This window comes from Pseudomonas sp. UBA5666 (genome assembly GCF_002420785.1).
Lineage (GTDB): Bacteria > Pseudomonadota > Gammaproteobacteria > Pseudomonadales > Pseudomonadaceae > Aquipseudomonas > Aquipseudomonas fulva.
On record NZ_DIIQ01000051.1, the window covers coordinates 89792 to 114375 of the forward strand.

Genomic DNA, 24584 nt, shown 5'->3' on the forward strand with positions numbered 1-24584 from the left:
GTATGTCTAGACTTACCTTGTATTCCTCCAGGAGCACGACTGACATGACCACCCCTCACTACACTGGCGAGGAGCGTAGCAAACGCATCTTCGCCATCGTCGGCGCCTCTTCAGGCAACCTGGTGGAATGGTTCGACTTCTATGTCTACGCCTTCTGCGCCATTTATTTTGCTCCGGCGTTCTTTCCCTCAGATGACCCGACCGTGCAACTGCTCAATACCGCCGGCGTGTTTGCCGCGGGCTTTCTGATGCGGCCTATCGGCGGCTGGATCTTCGGCCGTCTGGCCGACCGCCACGGTCGCAAGAACTCGCTGATGATCTCGGTACTGATGATGTGCTTCGGGTCCTTGGCCATCGCCTGCCTGCCCACTTACGCCAGTATTGGCACATGGGCGCCGGCATTGCTGCTGCTGGCGCGCTTGATTCAGGGCCTGTCGGTGGGGGGTGAATACGGCACCACGGCGACCTACATGAGCGAAGTGGCGCTGCGTGGCCAGCGGGGCTTCTTTGCGTCGTTCCAGTACGTGACCCTGATTGGCGGCCAGTTGCTGGCAGTATTGGTGGTGGTGATCCTGCAGCAGTTGCTGACCGAAGACGAGCTGCGCGCCTGGGGCTGGCGAATTCCCTTCGTGGTCGGTGCGATCGCTGCCGTCATCTCCTTGATGCTGCGCCGCTCCCTGCACGAAACCAGCAGCGCAGAAACGCGCCAGGACAAGGACGCCGGCAGTATCCGCGGTTTGTTCGGCAATCACCTGGCGGCCTTCATCACGGTGCTGGGCTACACCGCTGGCGGCTCGCTGATCTTCTACACCTTTACCACCTACATGCAGAAGTACCTGGTCAATACGGCTGGCATGACCGCCAAGCACGCCAGCTACGCAATGACCGGGGCGCTGTTCCTGTTCATGGTGATGCAGCCGTTCTTCGGCATGCTGTCCGACCGCATCGGCCGGCGTAACTCCATGCTGTTGTTCGGCGCGCTGGGCACGGTGTTCACGGTGCCATTGCTCATGGCGCTCAAGACGGTCAGCAGCCCCTTCATGGCGTTCGTGCTGGTGAGCCTGGCGTTGTGCATCGTCAGCTTCTACACCTCCATCAGTGGTCTGGTGAAAGCCGAAATGTTCCCGCCCCAGGTGCGGGCCTTGGGCGTGGGGCTTGCCTACGCGGTGGCCAACGCCGTGTTTGGCGGGTCGGCGGAGTACGTGGCCCTGGGGCTCAAGACCTTGGGCATGGAAAACACGTTCTACTGGTACGTGACCGCCATGATGGCCATCGCTTTCCTGTTCAGCCTGCGCTTGCCAAAACAAGCCAAGTACCTGCACCACGATCATTGACGAGCTCGACACAGAGCGTGAAGCGCGGCGGGCCGTCCGCGGTATCGGGACGGCCTGTCGAGGTTGTCACTGCCGCACGGCCTTACGCACCGCCACCGGGCCGGCGGCGCGCTCGATCTGACGCTTGAGGGCAGGGCACAGGCCCATCATGAAGGCCGCTTCGGCCACCACGAACAGCGGCCCGATGATCAAGCCGCTGATGTCATCGACGAACGCTGGCTTGCGCCCCTCGTAATGATGACCGACGAACTGGATGATCCAGCCCACCACGAACGCACCCACGCCCACCGACAGCCACAGCGCCGTGGTCTGCACCGCCAGCAGGTGACCTAACCACAGGCACAGGCCCAACAGGGCGCCCATCACCAGGCCGAAGCGAAGCTCCAGGCGCAGGTAGAACCAGGTGGCCGCCGCCGAGACAAGCAGGGCAGGAGACAGCCAAATGCCGCCCAGCGACCCGCCTGGCCGAGACAATAGGATGGCCACGGACAGGACGATCAGGGGTATGCCGACGAAATGAGTGACGATGTTGCGTGGGTCGCGGTGATAGCCCGCGTAGCGGATCAGGTGCTCGGCGAGGGTGCTCATGGTGCTGCCTCCTGGTGGGCTTGCCGGGGTGTGCCCGATATAGCCCAGGATAGCTGTGGTCACCATCATCATCAGCCTGGCGAATGCCAGGGCCGCGCCTTGCTCATCACCCACCGCGTCTGTCGAGGCCTGGCGGGTGGTGAGCAAGCGGGCGGGTATCAGCCGCGGGGCGTCTGTACCGAGGCCTGCTGATTGGCCTGCCCGGTGCGCTCGTACCAGCCGCCACCGAGTGCCTTGTACAGGTTGACTTCGCTGGTCAGCTGCGAAAGGCGGTCACCGATCAGCGCCTGCTGCGCACTGAACAGGTTGCGCTGGGCGTCGAGGAACGTCAGGTTGCTGTCGATGCCGATACGGTACCGACGCTCGGCCAGGCGGTAGTAGTCCTGGTTGGCTTGCACCAGGTCCCGCTGAGCTTGCAACTGCTCCTCGAAGGTCTTGCGCGCGGCCAGCCCATCGGATACTTCCTGGAACGCAGTCTGGATGGACTTCTCGTAGCGGGCGACGTTGATGTCCTTCTGGATCTTGGCGTAGTCAAGGCTCGCTTTCAGGCTGCCGGCGGTGAAGATCGGCAGGTTGATCTGCGGCTGGAACAGCCAGGTGCCCGACCCACCCTTGAACAGCCCGCCCATGTCGGTGCTCAAGGTGCCCGCATTGGCCGTCAGGCTGATGCTGGGGAAGAAGGCCGCGCGGGCAGCGCCGATGTTGGCGTTGGCCGCCTTGAGCAGGTGCTCGGCCTCCTGGATGTCAGGGCGGCGCTGCAACAGGTCCGACGGCAGGCCTGCCGGTACTTCGGCCAGTTGATCGGCGTCCAGGCGCAGCGGTTCAGGCAGGTTTGTGGGGATGCCGGTCCCCAGCAGGACAGTCAGGCTGTTCACGTCCTGGGCGACCAGGCGCTGGTACTGCGAGTACTTGACCCGGGCGCCTTCGACAGCCGTGCGGGCCTGGCTCAGGTCCAGCGCCGACGCCACGCCCACCTCGTTGCTGCGCCGGGTGAGGTTGTAGCTTTCCTGGTAGTTCTTCAGGGTTTCCTCGGTCAGCTTGAACAGCGCCTGGTCGGCCTGCCAGGTGTAATAGGCGTTCGCCACGCTCGCCACCAGGCTGATCTGGGTGGAGCGACGCGCCTGCTCGCTGGACAGGTAGGTCTCCAGCGCCTGTTCCGAAAGGCTGCGCACGCGGCCGAACAGGTCGAGTTCATAGGCACTGACGCCCAGGGTTGCCGAATACTGGCTGGTGATGCCCGACTGGCCAGTCTGCGACATGTTCGCCGGGATGCGTTGACGGCTGCCACTGCCGTTGGCCGACACCGCCGGGAACAGGTCCGCACGCTGGATGCGGTACTGGGCGCGGTAGGCGTCGATGTTCAGCGCCGCGACGCGCAGGTCCCGGTTGTTGACCAGCGCGGTCTGGATCAGTTGCTGCAGCGCCGGGTCGTTGAAGAACTGCCGCCAGCCCTGTTCAGCGGCAGCGACGTCCGCCGACTGGGTGGGCGAGTAGGCCGGACCTTGCGGCCACTGCTCAGCCACCGGTGCTTCCGGGGTCTGGTAGTCGGGGATCAGCGAGCAGCCGCCGAGGATGAAAGCGGTGACTGCCAGGGACAACAAAGACTTGGTCATTGCCCAGCCTCATAACGTGGAGTTTCAGGGGTGTCATCTTTTTTCGGCTCTTTGCTGCCGAACAGCGACGACACTGCGACGAAGAACAACGGTACCCAGAAGATGGCCAGCACGGTCGCACTGATCATGCCGCCGATCACGCCGGTACCAATGGCGTGCTGGCTGCCGGCGCCAGCGCCGCTGGCGATGGTCAACGGTACCACGCCGAGGATGAAGGCCAGCGAGGTCATGATGATCGGGCGCAAACGCATGCGGCACGCCTCGATCGCCGCGTCGTACAGGCTGCGGCCCTGCTCGTGCAATTCCTTGGCGAACTCGACGATCAGAATGGCGTTCTTGGCCGCCAGGCCGATGGTGGTCAAGAGGCCGACCAGGAAGTACACGTCATTGGACAGCCCGCGCAGGCTGGTAGCGATCAACGCACCGATGATGCCCAGTGGCACCACCAGCACCACGGCGATCGGAATCGACCAGCTTTCGTACAGCGCTGCCAGGCACAGGAACACGAACAGCAGCGACAGGGCGAACAGGGCCGGCATTTGCGAACCAGACAGCTTCTCCTCGTAGGACATGCCCGTCCAGGAGAAACCTACGCCGCTTGGCAGTTCGCCGGCGATGCGCTCGACCTCGGCCATGGCCTCACCGGTACTGTAGCCAGGGGCAGGCGCACCGAGGATTTCCATGGCTTCTACGCCGTTGTAGCGCGAGAGCTTGGGCGAGCCGTAGGTCCATTCACCTTTGGCGAACGAAGAGAACGGCACCATTTCGCCATCGGCGTTGCGCACATACCACTTCTGCAGGTCTTCCGGGCTCATCCGGGCATTGGCTTCGCCCTGGATGTAGACCTTCTTGACCCGGCCGCGGTCGATGAAGTCGTTGACGTAGCTGGCACCGAAGGCAATCGACAGGGTGTTGTTGATGTCCGAGATGGTCACGCCCAGGGCGCTGGCACGCTCGTCATCGATGGTCAGCTGGTACTGCGGTTCGTCGTTCAGGCCATTGGGGCGTACACCGCTGAGGATCTTGCTTTGCGAAGCCTTGGCCAGGAACTGGTTGCGGGCCTCCATCAGCTTGGCATGGCCGACACCGCCGCGGTCCTGCAGGAACACGTCGAAGCCTGTGGCGTTACCCAGCTCGAGCACCGCTGGTGGGGCGAACGCGAAGACCATGGCGTCGCGGAAGCTGAAGAAGTGCTGCTGCGCCCGCTGGGCAAGGCCGAACACGCTGTTTTCCGCCGTACGCTCACCCCAGGGCTTGAGCATGATGAACGCCATGCCCGAGCTCTGGCCGCGGCCGGCGAAGTTGAAGCCGTTGACGGTGAACACCGAGGACACCGTGTCGGCTTCGTCCTTGAGCAGGTATTCGCGCATCTGGTCGACCACTGCCTGGGTACGCTCGGCACTGGAGCCGGCCGGCGTCTGCACCTGGGCAAACAGTACGCCCTGGTCTTCCTCGGGCAGGAACGCGGTTGGAATGCGGGTGAACAGGAAAATCATGCCGGCCACGATCAGGGCATAGCCCAACAGGAACGGAATCTTGTTGCGCAGGATGGTCCCCACGCTGCGCTCGTAGCCGTTGACGCTGCGATCGAAGCTGCGGTTGAACCAGCCGAAGAACCCACCCTTGGCCTCATGGTGCTGGCCCTTTTTCAAAGGCTTGAGCATGGTGGCGCACAGCGCCGGGGTGAAGACCAGCGCCACCAGCACCGACAGGCCCATGGCCGAGACGATGGTGATGGAGAACTGGCGGTAGATCACACCGGTGGAGCCCCCGAAGAACGCCATGGGCAGCAATACGGCCGACAACACCAGGGCGATACCCACCAGCGCGCCCTGGATCTGCTCCATGGAGCGCTTGGTCGCCTCCTTGGGCGGTAGCCCTTCTTCGGACATCACCCGCTCGACGTTTTCCACCACCACGATGGCATCGTCCACCAGCAGGCCGATGGCCAGCACCATGGCGAACATGGTCAGGGTGTTGATGCTGAAGCCTGCGGCGGCAAGGATGCCGAAGGTGCCCAGCAATACCACCGGTACGGTCATGGTGGTGATGATGGTGGCGCGGAAGTTCTGCAGGAACAGGTACATCACCAGGAACACCAGCACGACGGCTTCGATCAGGGTATGGATGACCCCGCTGATCGATTCGGTGACCACCGGCGTGGTGTCATACGGGAATACCGCCTTGACCCCTGGCGGGAAGAACGGCTCCAGGTCGGCGATGGTCTGGCGCAGGGCCTTGGCCGTATCCAGTGCGTTGGCGCCCGTGGCCAGCTTGACGGCCAGGCCCGAGGCGGGCTTGCCGTTGAACTGGGCGCTGACGGCGTAGTTCTCGCCGCCCAGGCTGACCTGGGCCACATCGCCCAGGCGTACTTGGGAGCCATCGTTGTTGACCTTGAGCAGGATCTTCTCGAACTGCTCGGCAGTCTGCAGGCGGGTCTTGCCGATGATGGTGGCGTTGAGCTGCGTCCCAGGCACGGCTGGCAGGCCGCCGAGCTGGCCGGAGGAGACCTGAACGTTCTGGGCAGCCACGGCGGTCTTGACGTCCACCGGGGTCAGCTGGAACTTGTTCAATTTGGCCGGATCGAGCCAGATGCGCATGGCGTACTGGGCGCCGAACACCTGGAAGTCACCCACACCGGCCGTACGCGAGATCGGGTCCTGCATGTTGGAGACGATGTAGTTGGCCAGGTCGTCCTTGGTCATGCTGCCGTCTTCGGACACCAGACCGATCACCATCAGGAAGTTCTTCACGGCCTTGGTGACGCGGATACCCTGTTGCTGCACTTCCTGCGGCAGCAAGGGGGTGGCCAGGTTGAGCTTGTTCTGCACCTGCACCTGGGCGGTGTCGGGGTTGGTACCCTGCTCGAAGGTGGCAGTAATGGTCATGCTGCCGTCGGAGTTACTTTCCGACGACACATAACGCAGGTTGTCGATACCGTTGAGCTGCTGTTCGATCACCTGCACCACCGTATCCTGCACGGTTTGCGCCGAAGCGCCCGGGTAGGTCACGGCAATGGCGATGGCCGGTGGGGCGATGCTGGGGTACTGGTTGATCGGCAACTTCAGGATCGACAAGGCGCCGACCAGCATGATCACCAAGGCGATCACCCAGGCGAAGATCGGGCGATCAATAAAGAACTTCGACATGGTTTACTCCGCTTTGGCGTCTGCTTTCGCTGCGTTGCCCTGGTTGGGGCTGTCCGGCTTCTTGACGTTGGTGGCTTCGCTGACCTTGACCTCGGCACCTGGACGCACGTACTGCAAGCCTTCGGTGATCAGGCGGTCGCCTGGGTTCAGGCCTTCCTCGATCAGCCAGTCGCTGCCCACGGTACGGCTGGCCTTGAGCTGGCGCAGTTCGACCTTGTTGTCCTTGTTCACCACCAGCGCGGTAGGGGCGCCCTTGAGGTCGCGCGTCACGCCCTGCTGCGGTGCCAGGATGGCATTGGCGTTCACGCCCGCCTTGAGCCGTGCATGCACGAACATGCCAGGCAACAGGGTGTGGTCAGGGTTGGGGAAGATGGCACGCAGCGTGACCGAGCCGGTGGTTTCGTCCACGGCCACTTCGGAGAACTCCAGGCGCCCTTCCTGCTTGTACAGGGTGCCGTCTTCGAGCACCAGTTGCACCGACGCTGCGTTGTCGCCAGCGCGCTGCAGTTGGCCGCTTTCCAGCTCGCGCCGCAGCTTGAGCAGCTCGGCAGTGGACTGGGTCACGTCGACGTAGATCGGGTCCAGTTGCTGGATGGTGGCCATGGCATTGGTCTGGCCGCTGTTGACCAGCGCGCCTTCGGTTACCGCCGAACGACCGATGCGGCCGCTGATGGGGGCCAGGACCTTGGTGTAGCGCAGGTCGATCTGCGCACTCTTGAGCGAGGCCTCGGCTTGCAGGCGCTTGGCATTGGCGTCGTCGTATTCCTGCCGGGAAACCGCCTGTTCCTCGATCAGCTGCTTGTAGCGATCAGCCAGAGAGCGGGTAGCCTGCAGGTCTGCCTGGGCCTTGCTCAGGTTGGCTTCGTAGACGGCCGGGTCGATCTGATACAGCTGTTGGCCCTGCTTGACCTCGCTGCCTTCCTTGAACAGGCGCTTGAGGATGATCCCGTTGACCTGTGGACGAACTTCGGCGATCCGGTAGGCATTGGTGCGGCCTGGCAGCTCAGTGGTCAAGGTGAAGGCCTGCGGCTGTAGGGTCACTACGCCGACTTGAGGCGCCTGCTGCTGCTGTTGCTGCTGCGCGGCTTGGTCTTCTTTATTGCAGCCACTGAGCAGGGTTGCGAGGGCTACGGCTGAAACCAGGGCGGTAACGGCTGGCTTGAATTGCATGAGAATCCTCGGATCGCAGGAGCAGGGAGACGCTCAAGAGTAATGGAATGTCTTGATCTGGATAAATGGCTATCCGGTGGATAAATAGCTTGCTAAGGAATATACTTACATTCATGGTTGTTTGTAAATACCGCCGGGTTGTCCATGGCTACCGCCACAGCCCTTGATTAGCTTGATCCGCCAGGTGCCCCTAGAGGCGCCCCGGAGCCTTCCCGCACGCGTCGCCGCGTTCGGGCCAGATGAGGTTGTACTGCCATGGTCCGTCGAACCAAAGAGGAAGCCCAGGAAACTCGCGCCCAGATCATCCAGGCGGCAGAAAGGGCTTTCTACAAGCGCGGGGTTGCGCGAACCACCCTTGCGGACATCGCCGAACAGGCGGGCGTCACGCGAGGTGCAATCTACTGGCACTTCAATAACAAGGCCGAACTGGTGCAGGCACTGCTCGACAGCTTGCATGAAACCCATGACCATCTTGCGCGCGCCAGCGAAAGCGAGGACGAACTCGACCCGCTCGACTGCATGCGCAAATTGCTGCTGCAAGTGTTCAACGACCTGGTGCGCGACGCCAGGACACGCCGTATCAATGAGATTCTGCATCACAAGTGCGAGTTCACCGATGACATGTGCGAAATCCGCCAGCAGCGCCAGGTGGCAGTAGTGGACTGCCACACAGGCATTACCCTGGCCCTGGCCAATGCAGTGCGCCGTGGCCAACTCCCGGTGGAGCTGGATGTGGAGCGGGCAGCGGTGGCCATGTTTTCTTACGTTGACGGGTTGATCAGGCGCTGGCTGTTGCTGCCCGACAGCGTGGACCTGCTGGGCAACGCCGAGAAATGGGTCGACGCCGGGTTGGATATGCTGCGCTTGAGCCCGGCGATGCGCAAATGAGACTTTGTGAAGGTTTGTGAGGGCTATTCCCCAGGGACGTGCCAGTGATCAGCACCTGAGCTTCCCTGCGGGCCACCTCAATGCCCGCGCAGTGGCCGATCCGGCAGCAGCACCGCCACCACCAGTGCAATGACGCCGACCCCTGCACTGGCCATCAACAGATGCCGGAAAGTGATCGCCAAGTGTGCCTGCAGTTCAGGGCTCACCTGGTTGGCCTTGAAGGTACCCAGCAACGGATTGTCCAGCAACGCGAACCCGCCTTGGTGCAGCAAGGCCAGCAGCAGGCTCGACATGCAGGCCACGCCCATGGCGCCACCGAGGGACCGAAACAGGTTGGTGGTGCTGGTGGCGACCCCCATGTCTTGGACCTGCACGGCATTCTGCGTGCCTACCAGTGACGTTGGGAACTGCATCCCGCACGCGATCCCTGTCAGTAGCATGAACAGTGCACTGGCCAGCCCGGCCTGCGGCGGCGTGATCGCCAAGGCGAAGATAGACACCGGCATCAGCAGGGCGCCAGTAAGGATCTGCGGCTTGTAGCGGCCAAGCCGCGTTGTCAGACGTCCTGCGGTAAAAGCACCGATGGGTAGCCCCATGGCCAACGGCAGCAGATGCAAGGCGGCGCTGTCGGCACCGGCACCGGTGAGGCCCTGGTAGCGCAAGGGCATCAGCATGGTCAGGGAAATGGCCTGGAAGCTGGCGAAGAAAATCACGCCCCAGCACAGCACCGCGGCGCGATTGCCGAATAGCGTCAACGGCAGCAGTGGCTCGACGCAGCGGCGCTCCTGGAGGATGAACAGGATCATGGCGATCACGGCGCAGGTGAACAGGCCTAGCACGGCGGGCGCCGTCCAGGCCTGCCCCTGGCCGACCAGGGTGATCCCGAGCAGCAGGCTGCCCAAGCCCACGATCAGCAGCAGCGCGCCCGGATAATCCACTTGTGCGGGCCGATGCTGCACGGGCAGACCGGCCAGGGCGCGGTGGATAGCCCAGAGCGCGGCGATGCCCAGCGGCACGTTGATCCAGAACACCCAGCGCCAGGACAGGTACTCGGTCAGCCAGCCGCCCAGTACCGGCCCCGCCACGCTGGCCAGGGCATACATGCTGCTGAAATAGCCTTGATAACGGCCTCGTTCGCGCGGGGGCACGAAGTCGCCGATGATCGCCTGGCTCACCGATACCATGCCGCCTGCGCCGATGCCTTGCAGCACTCTGGCCAGCACCAGTTGCGGCATGTCCTGAGCCAGCGCACAGCCGATCGAGGCGACAGTGAACACGCCGATTCCGGTCAGGATCATGCGACGCCGCCCATAGAGATCGCCCAGCTTGCCGTAGATCGGGACGGCCACTGTCATGGCAACCATATAGCCGGAAATGACCCAGGCCAGCAGACCGACATCATTGAACTGCGCGGAGATCGCAGGCAATGACACTGCCACGATGGTTTGATCCAGTGCGCCGAGAAAGATGGCCAGCATCAAGGCGGTCAGGATCTGGCGCAGGGCAATCGCAGGCAGGGCAGGGGGCACGGCAGTTCCTTGGTTTGAGTGGGCTTCATCCGAACGATCCCGCAGGCTACAGCTACGCGCCATCTAGACCAGGGCACGCCTGCACAGGGGCAGTGAAAGCATGGCAGTGTAACCTGAGTTACGTAGCTTCCTATGTACTCTGAGCATCGCCTATGCACGATCGGCATCAACGCATTCATCCAGCAGAGGCTGGCCCCGTGATATCTTTGGTATGCCAATCCCGCGCTAAGCCCCTGTTTGCACTAGCTTGGTGCGACCTCTCGGGGGTTAATCGGATTCCCCTGGCTCCTACACCTTTATTCCTCTGCCTGCATGTGGAGCATGACCGCGACTTGAGTGGTCCATGAATTGTGCAGGTACGCCCGATACAGAGGCCGGTAGTTACCGTTCAGAAATTTCTACAATTGCGGAGTGATCATGCCCAAGGCTTCCCACCAAGATCTGCGTATTGCCTTCCGCGAGCTGCTCGCTTCAGGTTCGTGCTGCCACACCGCCTCGGTGTTCGACCCCATGTCTGCGCGCATTGCCGCGGACCTGGGTTTTGAGGTCGGCATCCTCGGAGGTTCGGTGGCATCGCTGCAGGTACTGGCTGCGCCGGATTTTGCCCTGATCACACTGAGCGAATTCGTCGAGCAAGCCACGCGAATTGGTCGCGTGGCCCAGTTGCCGGTGTTGGCAGACGCCGACCACGGATACGGCAATGCGCTGAACGTGATGCGCACTGTCACGGAGCTGGAGCGTGCCGGCGTGGCGGCGTTGACGATCGAGGATACGCTGTTGCCGGCCCAGTTCGGGCGCAAGTCCACCGATCTCATATCGGTAGAAGAAGGCGTGGGCAAGATCCGCGCGGCGCTCGAGGCGCGCGTCGATTCGTCCCTGTCGATCATCGCCCGTACCAACGCCGGCGTGCTCAGCACCGAGGAAGTGATCGTGCGGACTCAGAGCTACCAGAAAGCGGGTGCCGACGGCATCTGCATGGTAGGGGTAAAGGACTTCGACCAGCTCGAACAGATCGCCAGCCACCTGACCGTACCCTTGATGCTGGTGACCTACGGCAACCCCAACCTGCATGATGACGCGCGTCTGGCAAGCCTGGGCGTGCGCATCGCCGTCGACGGTCACGCGGCTTACTTCGCCGCCATCAAGGCGACGTACGACTGCCTGCGCCAGCAGCGTGGCCAGCAGCACAAGTCCGATAACTTGAGCGCCACCGAGCTTTCGCATACCTACACCCAGCCCGAGGACTACATCCGCTGGGCCAAGGAATACATGAGCGTCGAGGAGTAAGCAGGCGCTTACAGGTCCCGGTCCCAGGTCGGCTCCTCCTCGAAGCGCTGGACGAGAAAGTCCAGCAGGGTGCGCAAGGTCGCGGGCATGTGCTTGCGTGAGGTATAGACCGCCGTCAGGTCCAGGGTCTGCGGCCTGGCCTCGGGAAGCAGGCGCACCAGTTCTGCGCTGCGCAGGGCGGCAGCCGCCTGATAGGTGGGGAGCAGGGCGATGCCGGCGCCTGCTGCTACCGCCTTTTGCAATGTCAGGGACTCGTTGGCGCTGATGTTGCCCTGAACCGGCACCGCAACCTGCTGGCCGTTGACCTCGAACTGCCACACCCCATTGCCGTAATAGCTGTGCGTCAGGCAATTGTGGTGTGACAGGTCCTCGACCCGCTCGGGTGTGCCGTGCTCGGCCAGGTAGGCGGGCGCGGCGCAGATCACCGAGCGGCATACGCTCAGGCGGCGGGCAACCAGGCTGGGGTCCAGGTCGTTGCTGTTGCGGATGGCCAGGTCGATGCGTTCGTCCACCAGGTTCACAGTGCGATCGAGCATCTGCAGGTCGACTTTTACCAATGGGTACTGACGCACATAGGCGGCCACGGCATCGGCCAGCTGCGCCTGTCCAAATGACGTACTGACGCTGATACGCAATGTCCCCCGCGGTGTCTGGTCTTGCTGTTGTACGGCTCCTTGCAGTTCGCTGGCCAACTCCAGCAATTGCCTGCAGCGCGGCAGGAGGTCCTGGCCTGCGGCAGTCAGGCTGAGCCGGCGCGTGGTGCGCTGCATCAGCCGCGCGCCCACCCACGCTTCGAGCTGTGCCAGGTACCGAGAGACCACGGGGCGCGAGAGCTGCAGGTGCTCGGCCGCCGCCGACTGACTGCCAAGGTCCACTACCGTGACGAAAACGCGCATAGCTGTTAAACGATCCATCATTTGCCCGATTTCAGAAACAAACCATGTGCAAGCATGGCATTTTTCTGCAGGGTGTCGCCCCTTAAGCTGCAGGCATTTCCACTCTGACGGATGCCTGCGATGACACTCCTTTCTCCCTTGCGTGGCCTGGTGCTCGGATGCCTGGCCTGTGCCGCCCCACTGCTGGCCGCCGCTCCCTTGCAATTGGACGTGTACAACCCCGGCGCCGATGCGCCGTTTGCGGTCAGCTCGGTGATCGTGAGCGGCCAGCGTGACGCCGTGTTGATCGATGCACAATTTGGCACTGATCACGCCCGGCAACTGGTGCAGCGTATCCGTGCGAGTGGCAAGCGCTTGACGACGATCTACATCAGCCAGGGTGACCCCGATTATTACTTCGGCCTGGCAACCTTGACCCAGGCGTTCCCTGACGCCGAGGTGTTGGCCTCGGCCGCCACGGTCGAACACATCCGCAACACCATGGAGGCCAAACTGGCGTACTGGGGGCCTGAAATGGGGGCGCAAAAACCTGAGCGGCTGGTGCTGCCCAAGGCGTTGACAGGCAACCGCCTGCTGCTCGAGGACCAGGTGCTGGAGGTGCGTGGCCTTGAAGGACCGCAGCCGGACCGCAGCTTTGTCTGGATACCTTCGATCAAGGCAGTGGTTGGCGGGGTCGTGGTTTCGCAGAACATTCATGTGTGGATGGCCGACACACAATCGGCGTCCTCGCGTGCCCATTGGCTGCAAACCCTGGCGGACATCCAGGCGCTTGCGCCGCAAACCGTGGTGCCCGGGCACTTCGTCGGTGCCAGTGATTACTCACCGCAGTCCGTTGGCTTTACCGCCGATTACATCCGCACCTTCGAGGCGCAGGCGCGCGCAGCAAACGATGCGGCTGCGCTGGTCGAGGCCATGAAACGACGCTATCCGGGGTTGGGCGATGAGAGTGCGCTGGCGCTCAGCGCCAAGGTGGCCAAGGGCGAGATGCAGTGGCCCCTCCAGTGACGGTGCGCGCGTATGCAATGCAGCGCTGCGGTGATCTCGGTCTTGCTATACCGCGCTGGACCGCAGCCTGGCCATGTCACGAATAGGCGGTGCGCCGTAGAGCCGGCTGTACTCACGGCTGAATTGCGAAGGGCTCTCGTAGCCCACTCGATAGGCCGCCACGGCGGCCTCAAGGCCATCGTTGAGCATCAGCCGCCGGGCTTCTTGCAAGCGCAGTTGCTTCTGGTACTGCAGCGGGCTCATCGAAGTCACCGCCTTGAAGCGATGGTGCAGGGTGGAAACGCTGAGGTTGACCTCGCGGGCCAGGTCCTCGATGCGCAGTGGCCGCTGATAGTTGTCGTTGAGCCAGCTGATGGCCTGGCACACGCGGTGGGTCTGGCTGTTGGCCAAGGCAATTTCGTACAGCCGGTAGCCCTGCGGGCCGCGCAGCAGGCGGTAGAGAATCTCCCTGCGCACCAGCGGTGCCAGCATGGCGATGTCGCGTGGCGTGTCGAGCAGGCGGAGCAGGCGCAGCAAGGCATCGAGCAGCGCGCCGTCGGTTTTTTCCACGTACAGGCCGCGCCCATACGGGCGATTGGGTACCAGCATCGGACCGCTGTCGGCGATCAGCTGGCTGATCTCGGCAGGGTCCAGGTCCATGCGCAACCCCAGGCTCGGGCGCTGCGGGCTGGCGTCGAGCCTGACCGCGCTCAGCGGCAAGGTGACCGAAACCACCATGTAGTGCAGCGGGTCGTAGGCGTACTGTTCGTCCCCGAGGAACAGGCTTTTGCTGCCCTGGGCCAGAATGCACAGCGCAGGTTGCGCCAGGGTAGGTACCGAGCGAATGTTCTCGGTGTAGCGCACCAGGAACAGGTTGTCGATGGCCGAGGCCGGCCCATAAGGGTCGCCTGCATGGCGAGCGATCAAGTCGGCCAACTCCTGGCGCTGGACCTCCAGGTGCGGATCAAGGGACGGGGCGATGGACATGGGGCTTTCCTCTGCTGACCGACGCAGAATAGGTTTGGGCAACCGCCGAAGCTAGTCGAATACTGCAGATCGATTGCCTGATCCTGCCGCGATGCAGAATCAGGCAATCGGTGTGCAGTAATGGCCTAACGCGCAACGCGCCCAGGCCCTAGCCTTGCAAGCCAGGTATTCGATGGCTGCTTCAGGGAGAGTGTGCAATGAGGCTACAACAACCGGTCACCCACCTTGCCTTGATTCGCGCCAGCAGCGGGCGCTCGGCCGAACTGGGCGCACGCTTGCGCGACCTGTTGGTGCCGTCGCTGCACACCCCGGGTTGCCTGAGTTTTTCGGTGCAACGCTCGCAGGCTGATGACGACCTGTGGTTATTGAGCGGTAGCTGGCAGGACCAGCAGGCGATGAATGGCTACTTCGCTTCGCCGACGCTGAATGTGTTCGGCGAGTTGGTGCAGTCCCAGGTGGTGAGCAGTCTGGATCTGCACACGTTTGGTTGAGCCTGCCTTACGAGCGCCCAGGCCAGTGATTGCCGCATCATCGAGCCAGTGGGTACCATCCAGGTTTCACCCACGAGGCGTATGGCAAAGATGGCACGTAGAGAGTTTCCCCAGTTCGAAGCCGTGTCGGCAATGGTGCCGGCCGAAGGCGGTGGCTACCACGCAGCCATTGCCGTCAAGGCCATGGGCATGGGCGGTGCACCGCGCTTTCACAAGGTGCTCGATGGGCAAGTGTTCAAGGGCGCCGTGGCTGCGGACGAGGCGGCCACGAGCGAGTTGCAACGCCTGCAAGGTGTCGGCGAGGCGGGTGAGCTGATCTGGTGATCAGGCTTTGGGCCTGGGCATCTTGAACAGATTGCCCAGCTCGAAATAGTCCGCCGGGCCACCGCCACGCAGGATGGGCTCGGCCGCTGCGGTATCGTAGATGCCGTCCTTGAGCAGGCGCTCGGCGATGTGCACCGCCACCACTTCGCCCAGGATCAACCAGCTCGGTACCAACGCCTGGTCGGCGCGCTGCAGTTGCACGATCTGCGTCACCTTGCATTCGAACGCCACAGGGGTTTCCCCTACCCGTGGCACCTGTACCACGCTCGACGGCGTGGCCGTCAGGCCGCTGAGTTCGAACTCGTTCACCTCAGGCGATACCGCCGAGCAGCTCAGGTTCATCTGCTCGGCCAGGGGGCGGGTGGCCAGGTTCCAGACGAATTCACCGGTTTGCTCGATATTGTTCAGGCTGTCTTTGCGCCCGACGCTGCAGAAACCGATGATCGGTGGAATGTAGTTGAAGGCGTTGAAGAAGCTGTAAGGCGCGAGATTCAAATGGCCTTGCTGGTCCTGCGAAGATATCCAGCCGATCGGGCGAGGGCCGACGATGGCGTTGAATGGATCATGGGGTAGGCCATGGCCTTTGGCGGGTTCGTAGTAATACATCTGCGCTGGGCTTGCCGGCCCACCTCCTGGTTTGAGAGGCGACCAGTGTGCCAAGCCTGAGGCCAACTGGGAATGCTGGAGCCCGGCGAAAGCCGGGCTGAGTGCGCATGGCTACTATCAGCTAATGCCATGGGCGTTGGTGCGGTCGAAACCGTCTTCGGCGAAGCGCTGGGCACCGGTGCGGTCGAAACCATCTTCGGCGAAGCGCTGGGCACCGGTGCGGTCGAAACCGTCTTCTGCGAAGCGCTGGCCACCGGTGCGGTCAAAACCGTCTTCTGCGAAGCGCTGACCACCTGTGCGGTCAAAGCCGTCCTCGGCATAGCCGGTGGCCTGAGCAGGCGCCGCTGCGAAGGTATGCGCATGGGTGCGATCGAATCCATCTTCGGCGGATGCGCCTGCGGCAAATGCGAAAAGGGCGAGGGTCAGGATGAATTTGCTTTTCATGGGGATGCTCCAGAGTAGGTGTGTCGTTTCGATAAAATGAATGCTACGCCGATTAATACGATTAAAAAGCGCTAAAAATCGTGCTTAATAATCTATTTATCCGATTGATTGGAGCGCGCACCTGGGCTGGAACGCAGGCAGCCCAGGGAGTTTCGAGGCGCAGGTACTGGCGCTTTTGCTGATGGGGTAATGTGCCGGAGTGTGATTAATGGGCCATTAAGCCAAGCGCGTCGGACGAACGTCGTGCCAGTGCGGGAAGGGAAGGTGCAAGCTGGGCCTGCAGAGGAGGGCTGGCGCCTGGATGATCCGACGAGGCCCGGCGTGGCCAAACGAAATCGGGCGCCCTCTAGGCGCCCGAAGCAGTGCTAAGCGTGGGATGGGCTTAGTCGGTGGTGATCCGCGAATGCTGCTTGGTGTCCTTCATGGTGGCGTACACCAACAGCGAGCAGGCGATGCAGCCTGTGACGTACCAGTAGAAGCCGCTTTCCATGCCGGCGCTCTTGAACCACAAGGCCACGTATTCGGCCGTACCGCCGAAGATGGACACGGTCAGGGCGTAGGGCAGGCCAACGCCCAGGGCGCGGATTTCGGTGGGGAACAGCTCAGCCTTCACCACCGCGTTGATCGAGGTGTAGCCGCTGACGATGATCAACGCGGCCATGATCAGGAAGAACGCGCCCCACCAGGTCTGGATGGTGTGCAGGGTGCTGAGGATCGGCACCGTGAACAGCGTACCGAGCACCCCGAAGGCAATCAGGATAGGGCGCCGGCCGATCTTGTCCGACAGCCCACCCACCAGGGGTTGCAGGCACATGAACAGGAACAGCGTCGCGGCCGAGATGGTGGTCGAATCGCTGATGCTCATCCCGACTGTGTTGACCAGGTATTTCTGCATGTAGGTGGTGTAGGTGTAGAAGGCCAGGGTACCGCCCATGGTCAGGCCGACCACGGTCAGCAGTTCCTTGGGGTGGCGCATCAAGGTGCGCATCAGGCTTTCCTTGGCTTTCTCCTTCTTGGTGAACGACGCGGTTTCTTCCATGCCCCGTCGCAGGTAGAGGGCCACCACTGCACACAGGGCACCGATCACGAACGGCACACGCCAGCCCCAGGCGTACAACTGCTCGGTGGTCAGGGTCTGTTGCAGAACGATCAGTACCGCCAGGGCGATGAGCTGGCCCGAAATCAGCGTCACGTACTGGAAGCTGGAGAAGAAGCCTCGACGCTCCTTGCTGGCCATTTCGCTCAGGTAGGTGGCCGAGGTGCCGTACTCACCGCCCACCGACAACCCTTGCATCAAGCGAGCGACCACCAGCAGGACCGGCGCTGCCACACCGATGGTTTCATAGCCGGGGGTGAGGGCGATCACCAGCGAGCCTGCGCACATCAGCAGCACCGAGGCCATCAGTGCAGCCTTGCGGCCCTTGCGGTCGGCATACATGCCCATCAGCCAGCCACCAATCGGGCGCATCAAAAAGCCCACGGCAAAAATGGCGGCGGTGTTGAGCAGTTGAGCGGTGGAATCGCCGGCCGGGAAGAAAGCCTTGGCGAAATACAGCGAGAACGCTGCATAGACGTACCAGTCGTACCATTCGACCATGTTGCCGATCGAACCGCTGAAGATCGACTTGAGGCGACTGGCAGTGGTTCTTGGCGCGGCAGGCGTTGCGGCCGCCCCGGTAGGCAGGGAGGTAGCGTTATCCATCAGGGACACCTTCTCATTGTTGTTGTGAAAGCGCGCAGGGCGCAGCTTGCAGTGGCTTTTGCAGAAGGTGTGCCAAAAAGAGGCGCGATTGCTTCGTTTGGGTGCGCGCTTGGGTGAAACCCGTATGAATCATGGCGTTGAGCCGAACGTGCGACGCACTGAGGGAGAGATCCGCGGCAGGCCAGTTCACCTGCATAGGCAAGATCCCGCTCATTAGGGCGTAGACGTCGGCGAGTTTCCGCTTACGGTGCGTTGACGAATTCGTCCCGCACCAGCCCATGACGCTGCATTTTCTCGTTCAAGGTACGGCGGGGCATTTGCAGGTCCTGCATCACCGCCTTGATCTCACCGGCATGTTGGCGCAGTGAAGCACGCAGGCACTGCGCCTCGAATGCTTCCAAGCGCTCAGCCAACGACTGCCCGGCAGGCGCCTGTTCTGGCATGGGCGAACCAAGTCCCAGCACGTGGCGCTCCGCCGCGTTGGCCAGTTCACGCACATTGCCTGGCCAATCATGGGTCAGCAGTTGAGCCAACTGCAGGCCCGACTGCGGCAGGGCCGTACGGCCAATCCGGGACGCGGCTACCTGTGCGAAATGCTCGAACAACAGGACGATGTCTTCCCGCCTTTCCCGCAGGGGCGGCAGGCGCAGCTCTGCAACGTTCAGGCGGTAGGCCAGGTCCTCGCGAAAACGTCCGGCCCGGGCTTCGTCGAACAGGTCGGGCTTGGTGGCGGCAATGATGCGCAGGTCTACGCGGATGCTCTGATTCGCACCCAGGCGCTCGATCTTCTGGTCCTGGATCACCCGCAGCAACTTGGCCTGTTGCGCCAGGGGCATGCTTTCGATTTCATCGAGAAAGACCGTGCCACCATCGGCATATTCCAGCCTGCCGATGCGTTTGCCCTGGGCGCCGGTGAAGGCGCCGCTTTCATGGCCGAACAGCTCGGCCTCGAACAAGGCTTCGGGAATGGCCGCGCAGTTGAGCGCAACGAAAGGTTTGCTGGCGCGTGGGCCAAAGTCGTGCAGGCAGCGGGCGACCTGCTCCTTGCCGCTGCCGGTTTCGCCGCGAATCAGCACGTTCACCGGCAACGCGGCCAAATCCAGTACCTGGCGGCGCAACTGCTGCATGCCTGGTGATACCCCAAGCAGCGTGGTTTCAAGGCGCGTCCTGAGGTCTGCCTGCTGATGCAGGCGTCGATTTTCCAGCACCAATTGGCGTTTTTCCAACGCCCGGCGAAGGCTGCCGAGCAGGTGCTGGGGGGTGAAGGGCTTTTCCAGGAAATCGTAGGCGCCGCTGCGCATGGCCTCGACCGCCATGGGCACGTCACCGTGACCGGTGAGCAGGATCACAGGCAGGTCCGGATCGTCGGCCTGCAGCCGTTCGAGCAGTTGCAGGCCGTCCATGCCAGGCATGCGCACGTCGCTGATGATCACGCCTGGATAGTCCCGGCCGATGTGCACCAGGCCCTCATCGGCACGGGCAAAGACCTGGACCTCGAAGCCCGACAGGCTCAGCCATTGCTCGACTGCCGTACGGATACTGGCTTCATCGTCTATGACCATCACTGAGTTCAACATGCAGGCTCCTGATCGCGAGGCAAGGTGATGCTCAGGCGCGCGCCGCCCGGTACGTTTTCGGCCAGCAGCTGCCCACCGGCGTCGTGCACGATGCCATAGGAGATCGCCAGGCCCAAGCCCAGGCCGTCCCCTACGGGCTTGGTGGTGAAGAAGGGGTCGAAGATCCTGGGCAGGTCCTCGGCCGCGATGCCGCCCCCCGAATCGAGCACGCTCAAGCGCCAGTGCTGCGCATCGGGCTCGATGCGGATTTCCAGGCGCCGGTAGCGCTTGTCTGCCATGGCGTCCAACGCGTTGCTCAGCAGGTTGATCAGCACCTGTTCCAAGCGGATGGCGTCGCCGCGCACCCACGCCGGACGAGCCAGGTACAGGGCCAACTGCACGTCCAGGGCATGCAGGCGTGCCTGCAACAAATCCAGCGCCTGGTCGACAACGCCGGCCAAGTCCAGGCGCTCGCGCAAGCCACCGGGGCTGTTACGGGCAAACGTCTTCAAGTGCCCGGTCAGCGACGCCATGCGCGTCAACATCTGCTCCAGCGGCTCCAGGGCCTGGCGAGCCTCGTCGTAACGCCCGTGGTCCAGCAGCAGTTTCAGGGTTTCAAGCTGCATGCGCTGGGTCGTGAGGGGCTGGTTGATTTCGTGCGCCATGGCAGCGGACATCTGCCCCAGGGCAGCCAGCTTGGCCGTTTGCACCAGGCCTTCCTGCGCCGTGCGCAGCTCGCGGGTGCGCTCCTCGACCTGGCGCTCGAGCTCCTCGCGGCTGCGTTGGCGCAGGCGCGACAGGCGCAGGCGCTGGCCAACCAGCAAAGCAGCGAATACCAGGCTCAACCATACCGCTGCAGCACCCAGGCCAGCATTGCGCGCGTCGGTTCCGACCTGGGGCCTGCGCAGCAGGTGCAGGGTCCATTGCTCGCTTTCCAGCGGCAGGCTTTCCCACAGGAACTCGGTCTCGCCTTGCGGTGCCTGCACCCGGCTGAGTGTGCTGTTTTCAGCGAAACGCGTCAGCACCTGGTGCATCAGCGGTATCAGCGGGTGTTTGTCGTACTGGCGGGTCTGCGCCAGTTCGGCCCGGTCGGCGCCGTCCAGCGGGCGCAATTCCCGGTAGCGCCAGCCGTCCTGGTTGGCAATGAAGGTAATGCCACGGGCATCGCTGACCAGCAGGATGTCGCTGCCCTGGCGCCATTCTCGCTCGAGCTCGGGAAATTCCAGCTTGACCACCATGGCGCCGAGAAAACGGCCCTGTTCGTCATTCACCGCGCTGGACAGAAAGTAGCCAGGCACCCCGCTGGTCACGCCAACGGCATAGAAGCGGCCGTTACCCAGGCTACGGGTTTGCTTGAAATAAGGGCGAAAGCCGTAGTTGGAGCCCACGTAACTGGTTGGCAGCCGCCAGTTGCTGGCCGCCACGGCCAGCCCGTTGCGGTCGAGCAGTTCGAGGGTGGAGGAGTTGGCTGCACCGTTGATGCGCTCGAGTTTGCGGTTCAGGGCAGCCTGCGTTTGCTCCTGGACCGGGCCGCGCAACGCGTCGATCAGTTCCGGGTCCAGGGCCAGCACCGCTGGCAGGGCCCGATAGCGGTCGATGAGTGTGTGCAAGGCATTGGCGTACAGCCCCAGTTGCTGGCTGGCCCGGCGGGCGTCCGCCTCCATGGCCTGGCGTTTGGCCTGGTGCATGGCCCAACTGGCACAAAGCACGGTACCCAGCACGATCACCAGGGTGATCAGGCCCAGACGCAGGGCGCGAAAGGAAAAAGGCATTGGGAGCAGATCCGCATGGGTGGGGAAGGGGCCCGCTTTGGCGGAACCGGAGCGCTGCACCGCCGCTCCGGTTGTCCGCGAAATGGCCGTCAAGGGTCGACACTTACAGCAGTTCAAAGCCCTGCTGTTGCACCGCCTCGGAATCCAGGCCCACCTGGACGTTGAAGGTCCCGGGCTCGGCAACGCGCTGCAGCTGGCCATTGTAGAACTTCAAGTCTTCTTCGCTGATGCTGAAGGTCACGGTCCGTGTTTCGCCGGGCTTGAGCATGAGCTTCTGGAAGTTCTTCAACTCCTTGACCGGGCGACTCATCGAGGCGGACACATCTTGCACGTACAGTTGCACCACCGTCTCGCCAGCCACCTTGCCGGTATTGCGCACCACGACGCTGGCTTGCAACGTGTCCCCGCGCTTGAGCTTGTTGCCTGAAAGCGCGAGCCCCGACAGTTCGAACGTGCTGTAGCTCAGGCCATAACCGAAGGGATACAGCGGCCCATTGGGTTCTTCGAAATACTGCGAAGTGTAGTTGCCGGGTTTGCCAGGCGTGAACGGACGACCGATACGGGTGTGGTTGTAGTACATCGGAATCTGCCCGACCGAACGTGGGAACGTGATCGGTAGCTTGCCGGAGGGGTTGTAGTCGCCGAACAGCACGTCGGCGATGGCGTTACCGCCTTCGGTACCGGCGAACCAGGTTTCGAGCAGGGCGTCGGCCTGCTCGCGCTCCCAGCCGATGGACAGCGGCCGGCCATTCATCAGTACCAGTACCAGCGGTTTACCGGTGGCCTTCAAGGCCTCGATCAACGCGCGCTGGTTGGCCGGCACCTGCAGCGTGGTGCGGCTGGAAGATTCATGGGACATGCCGCGCGATTCGCCGACCACGGCCACGACCACATCCGCCTGCTGCGCGGCCTTGACCGCTTCGTCGATGAGCACTGCAGGTGGTCGAGGGTCGTCGACGATTTCCGGCGCATCGAAGTTGAGGAAGTTCAGGTAGTCGAGAATGGCCTTGTCACCGGTGACGTTAGAGCCCTTGGCGTAGACCAGCTTGCCCTTGCCCTCGATGGCGCGGCGCAGCCCTTCGCGCACCGTGACCGAGTGGTTGGGCCGCCCGTCGGCCGCCCAGCTGCCCATCATGTCGATCGGTGCGTCGGCAAGGGGACCGACCAGGGCGATGGTGGCGTCTTTGCTCAGCGGCAGTGTCTGCTTGCGGTTTTCCAGCAGCACCAGGCTGCGGCGCGCCACGTCGCGCGCGGCGTCGCGGTGCAGGCGATCCTCGCCGTAGTAGTCCTTGAGGTCGTTCTGCGCCGCGGCGATGCGCACGTAGGGGTCCTTGAACAGGCCCATGTCGTACTTGGCGCCCAGCACTTCGCGTACGGCCTGATCCAGCTCCGCCTGGCTCACGTCGCCCGCCTTGAGCAACCCTGGTAGCTCTTCGCCGTACAAGGTGTCGTTCATGCTCATGTCGATGCCCGCCTTGATCGCGAGTTTGGCAGCCTCGCGACCGTCGCGCGCCACGCCATGGCGGATCAGCTCCTGGATGGCGCCATGATCGCTGATGGTAACGCCCTTGAACCCCCACTCCTTGCGCAGCACGTCGTTCATCAGCCAGGTGTTGGAGGTGGCCGGCACGCCGTTGATCGAGTTCAGCGCAACCATCACCCCACCGGCGCCGGCATCGATCGCAGCGCGGTAGGGCGGCAGGTAATCGTTGTACATCTTCGGCAGGCTCATATCGACCGTGTTGTAGTCACGCCCGCCTTCCACCGCGCCGTAAAGGGCGAAATGCTTGACGATGGCCATGATGCTGTCCGGGTTGGCCGGGCTGCTGCCCTGGAACGCGCGGACCATCACCTGGCCGATCTTCGCCGTCAGGTACGTGTCTTCGCCAAAGCCCTCGCTGGTGCGACCCCAGCGCGGATCCCGGGCGATGTCGACCATCGGCGCGAAGGTCATGTCCAGTGCGTCGGCAGCCGCTTCGATGGCCGCCGTGCGGCCGACCTTGGCGACGGCGTCCATGTCCCAGGTGGCGGCCATGCCCAGGCCGATGGGGAAGATGGTGCGCTCGCCATGTACCGTGTCGTAGGCGAAGAACATCGGGATCTTCAACCGGCTGCGCATGGCCGCGTCCTGCATTGGCCGGTTTTCCGGTGCCGTGCGCGAATTGAACGTGCCTCCGATGCGTCCGGCGGCGATCTCTTCGCGGATTTTCTCCCGGGGCATTTCAGGGCTGATGCTGATCAGGCGCAGCTGCCCGATTTTTTCGGCCTCGGTCATCTGGCTGATCAGATGGTCGATGAAGGCCTGTTTTTTCTCGAGCGGCGGCGCGGAAGTGGCGGCGACAGCCGCCTGGCTGACGAGGCCCATGGCCAGGCCCAGCAGAGACAGTTTCATCATGAATTCCGTAAGGGGGCCGATGCACGGTCAACGGTGACACACGCACGGGCGAAGTTTTCGGGCGGCTGTTGTTGTACGATTTGCACGCAGATCTTCCTGCGGCGGATTATGCCTGAATCCGTCGCGTGCTGACGAAGCCCCGTACACCGGGAAAACAACTATAAGAACGCTCACGAGAACACGGCATGACCCCGCTTGAACCCTACTACCAGCGTCAGCTCGCTGAAGCCATGGCCGGTGTTGGCCGGCGCACGGATGTCGCGTTGCTGGCAGTGCTCGCCCGCCGCGCCGATGATTACGCGTATTTCCCACTATTCTGGTCGGCCGTGCTGGCGCTGGCGCTGCCTGGCTTGCTGCATGGGGTGCTGGGCTGGCCCAGCGTGCGCGGCCTGATCGTCGCCAACGTGCTGCTGTTCGTCGGCCTGTGCGTGCTGTTGCGCAGCCCGCGCCTGGAACGCTTGACCGTACCGCGGGCCTGGCGCCGCTGGCGAGCGTCGCGTCTGGCCACTCGTCAATTTCTCGACCTTGGCGCTCAGGCCTTTACAGGTGCCGGATGCGTCATGATTTTCGTCAGCGAGGCCGAGCAGTACGCACGGTTGCTGATGGACAAGCAGGTCGCGCTTTGCCTTGATGACGCGGTGCGGGTCGCGCTCACTGACCGTCTAGCCAGCCAGGTTCGCCAAGGGCAAACCTTGCAGGGCATGATCGAGTGCGTCGAGGCGTGCGGCCTTCTCCTTGGCCAGCAGGCGCCACGCGCGCTTGCGTGCAGGCGTTTGCCCCAGCCGCTGGTAATCCTCGACTAACGCAACCCTGGCCGACTGCGCGGGGGTGTAGAATACGGCCCCCGCTATTGGAGGTACCGTTTGCCC

General features: G+C 63.1%; 20 protein-coding genes. 7 read left to right on the plus strand and 13 right to left on the minus strand.

Going from position 1 to position 24584, the window contains the following annotated elements:
- Nucleotides 1–44 precede the first annotated feature (44 nt).
- On the plus strand, nt 45–1334 hold the full coding sequence (locus tag B2Y33_RS22210) for an MFS family transporter (RefSeq protein WP_023534482.1): 1290 nt from the start codon (nt 45–47) through the stop codon (nt 1332–1334).
- 66 nt (nt 1335–1400) lie between these two features.
- On the opposite strand, the gene B2Y33_RS22215 is transcribed toward B2Y33_RS22210, so the two are convergent.
- The 4 genes from B2Y33_RS22215 to B2Y33_RS22230 all read right to left on the minus strand — a co-directional run bounded on the left by B2Y33_RS22215 (nt 1401) and on the right by B2Y33_RS22230 (nt 7854).
- A complete protein-coding gene (locus B2Y33_RS22215; protein ID WP_104926679.1) occupies nt 1401–1922 on the minus strand; it encodes a DUF962 domain-containing protein in 522 nt (173 codons plus the stop codon).
- Between the two features lie 158 nt (nt 1923–2080).
- Nucleotides 2081–3535 carry an AdeC/AdeK/OprM family multidrug efflux complex outer membrane factor gene (locus tag B2Y33_RS22220; protein WP_027914540.1) on the minus strand — a complete coding sequence of 485 codons (1455 nt, stop codon included), beginning with the start codon at nt 3533–3535 and terminating at the stop codon, nt 2081–2083.
- Nucleotides 3532–6684: a multidrug efflux RND transporter permease subunit TtgB gene (gene ttgB / locus B2Y33_RS22225; protein ID WP_027914541.1), complete on the minus strand. Its 3153-nt coding sequence runs from the start codon at nt 6682–6684 to the stop codon at nt 3532–3534. Before ttgB ends, B2Y33_RS22220 begins: the two co-directional genes overlap by 4 nt.
- A 3-nt stretch (nt 6685–6687) precedes the next feature.
- Nucleotides 6688–7854 carry an efflux RND transporter periplasmic adaptor subunit gene (locus B2Y33_RS22230; RefSeq protein WP_027914542.1) on the minus strand — a complete coding sequence of 389 codons (1167 nt, stop codon included), beginning with the start codon at nt 7852–7854 and terminating at the stop codon, nt 6688–6690.
- A gap of 255 nt (nt 7855–8109) precedes the next feature.
- Between B2Y33_RS22230 and ttgR the strand changes: the two genes are divergently transcribed.
- Nucleotides 8110–8742 carry an efflux transport transcriptional regulator TtgR gene (gene ttgR / locus B2Y33_RS22235; RefSeq protein ID WP_023534320.1) on the plus strand — a complete coding sequence of 211 codons (633 nt, stop codon included), beginning with the start codon at nt 8110–8112 and terminating at the stop codon, nt 8740–8742.
- A 77-nt stretch (nt 8743–8819) separates the two neighbouring features.
- Here the strand turns inward: ttgR and B2Y33_RS22240 are convergent, their stop codons facing one another.
- On the minus strand, nt 8820–10271 hold the full coding sequence (locus tag B2Y33_RS22240; RefSeq protein ID WP_206405667.1) for an MDR family MFS transporter: 1452 nt from the start codon (nt 10269–10271) through the stop codon (nt 8820–8822).
- A gap of 417 nt (nt 10272–10688) precedes the next feature.
- Between B2Y33_RS22240 and B2Y33_RS22245 the strand changes: the two genes are divergently transcribed.
- Nucleotides 10689–11558 (plus strand): isocitrate lyase/PEP mutase family protein, encoded by an 870-nt coding sequence (locus B2Y33_RS22245; RefSeq protein WP_206405668.1) that lies wholly within the window; start codon nt 10689–10691, stop codon nt 11556–11558.
- An 8-nt stretch (nt 11559–11566) separates the two neighbouring features.
- Here B2Y33_RS22245 and B2Y33_RS22250 read toward each other — a convergent pair whose 3' ends face one another.
- Nucleotides 11567–12472, minus strand: coding sequence for a LysR family transcriptional regulator (locus B2Y33_RS22250; protein ID WP_110607310.1), 906 nt, complete (start codon nt 12470–12472; stop codon nt 11567–11569).
- Between the two features lie 102 nt (nt 12473–12574).
- Here B2Y33_RS22250 and B2Y33_RS22255 point away from each other — a divergent pair, with 102 nt between their 5' ends.
- Entirely contained in the window at nt 12575–13459 is an 885-nt protein-coding gene (locus tag B2Y33_RS22255) for an MBL fold metallo-hydrolase (RefSeq protein WP_206405669.1), read from the plus strand.
- A 45-nt stretch (nt 13460–13504) separates the two neighbouring features.
- Here the strand turns inward: B2Y33_RS22255 and B2Y33_RS22260 are convergent, their stop codons facing one another.
- Nucleotides 13505–14425, minus strand: a complete 921-nt coding sequence (locus tag B2Y33_RS22260; RefSeq protein WP_206405670.1) for an AraC family transcriptional regulator — start codon at nt 14423–14425, stop codon at nt 13505–13507.
- Between the two features lie 197 nt (nt 14426–14622).
- Between B2Y33_RS22260 and B2Y33_RS22265 the strand changes: the two genes are divergently transcribed.
- Nucleotides 14623–14916 (plus strand): antibiotic biosynthesis monooxygenase family protein, encoded by a 294-nt coding sequence (locus B2Y33_RS22265; RefSeq protein WP_059183290.1) that lies wholly within the window; start codon nt 14623–14625, stop codon nt 14914–14916.
- 90 nt (nt 14917–15006) lie between these two features.
- Nucleotides 15007–15240 carry a hypothetical protein gene (locus B2Y33_RS22270; protein ID WP_104926680.1) on the plus strand — a complete coding sequence of 78 codons (234 nt, stop codon included), beginning with the start codon at nt 15007–15009 and terminating at the stop codon, nt 15238–15240.
- Here B2Y33_RS22270 and B2Y33_RS22275 read toward each other — a convergent pair whose 3' ends face one another.
- From B2Y33_RS22275 to bglX, 6 genes are all read right to left on the minus strand, one after another.
- Nucleotides 15241–15846, minus strand: coding sequence for a flavin reductase family protein (locus B2Y33_RS22275; RefSeq protein WP_206405671.1), 606 nt, complete (start codon nt 15844–15846; stop codon nt 15241–15243).
- A gap of 117 nt (nt 15847–15963) precedes the next feature.
- On the minus strand, nt 15964–16290 hold the full coding sequence (locus B2Y33_RS22280; RefSeq protein WP_206405672.1) for a hypothetical protein: 327 nt from the start codon (nt 16288–16290) through the stop codon (nt 15964–15966).
- A gap of 382 nt (nt 16291–16672) precedes the next feature.
- Nucleotides 16673–17992: an MFS transporter gene (locus tag B2Y33_RS22285; RefSeq protein WP_023534430.1), complete on the minus strand. Its 1320-nt coding sequence runs from the start codon at nt 17990–17992 to the stop codon at nt 16673–16675.
- Between the two features lie 242 nt (nt 17993–18234).
- On the minus strand, nt 18235–19569 hold the full coding sequence (locus B2Y33_RS22290; RefSeq protein WP_206405673.1) for a sigma-54-dependent transcriptional regulator: 1335 nt from the start codon (nt 19567–19569) through the stop codon (nt 18235–18237).
- The gene (locus B2Y33_RS22295) at nt 19563–21320 is read right to left on the minus strand and encodes a sensor histidine kinase (RefSeq protein WP_206405674.1); all 1758 of its coding nucleotides are present in this window, start codon (nt 21318–21320) and stop codon (nt 19563–19565) included. The genes B2Y33_RS22290 and B2Y33_RS22295 overlap by 7 nt, the downstream gene beginning before the upstream one ends.
- Nucleotides 21321–21423: 103 nt before the next feature.
- Nucleotides 21424–23715, minus strand: a complete 2292-nt coding sequence (gene bglX / locus B2Y33_RS22300) for a beta-glucosidase BglX (RefSeq protein WP_206405675.1) — start codon at nt 23713–23715, stop codon at nt 21424–21426.
- Nucleotides 23716–23900: 185 nt separating this feature from the next.
- Here bglX and B2Y33_RS22305 point away from each other — a divergent pair, with 185 nt between their 5' ends.
- Nucleotides 23901–24518, plus strand: a complete 618-nt coding sequence (locus B2Y33_RS22305) for a membrane protein (RefSeq protein ID WP_049696479.1) — start codon at nt 23901–23903, stop codon at nt 24516–24518.
- The last annotated feature ends 66 nt before the right edge of the window (nt 24519–24584 follow it).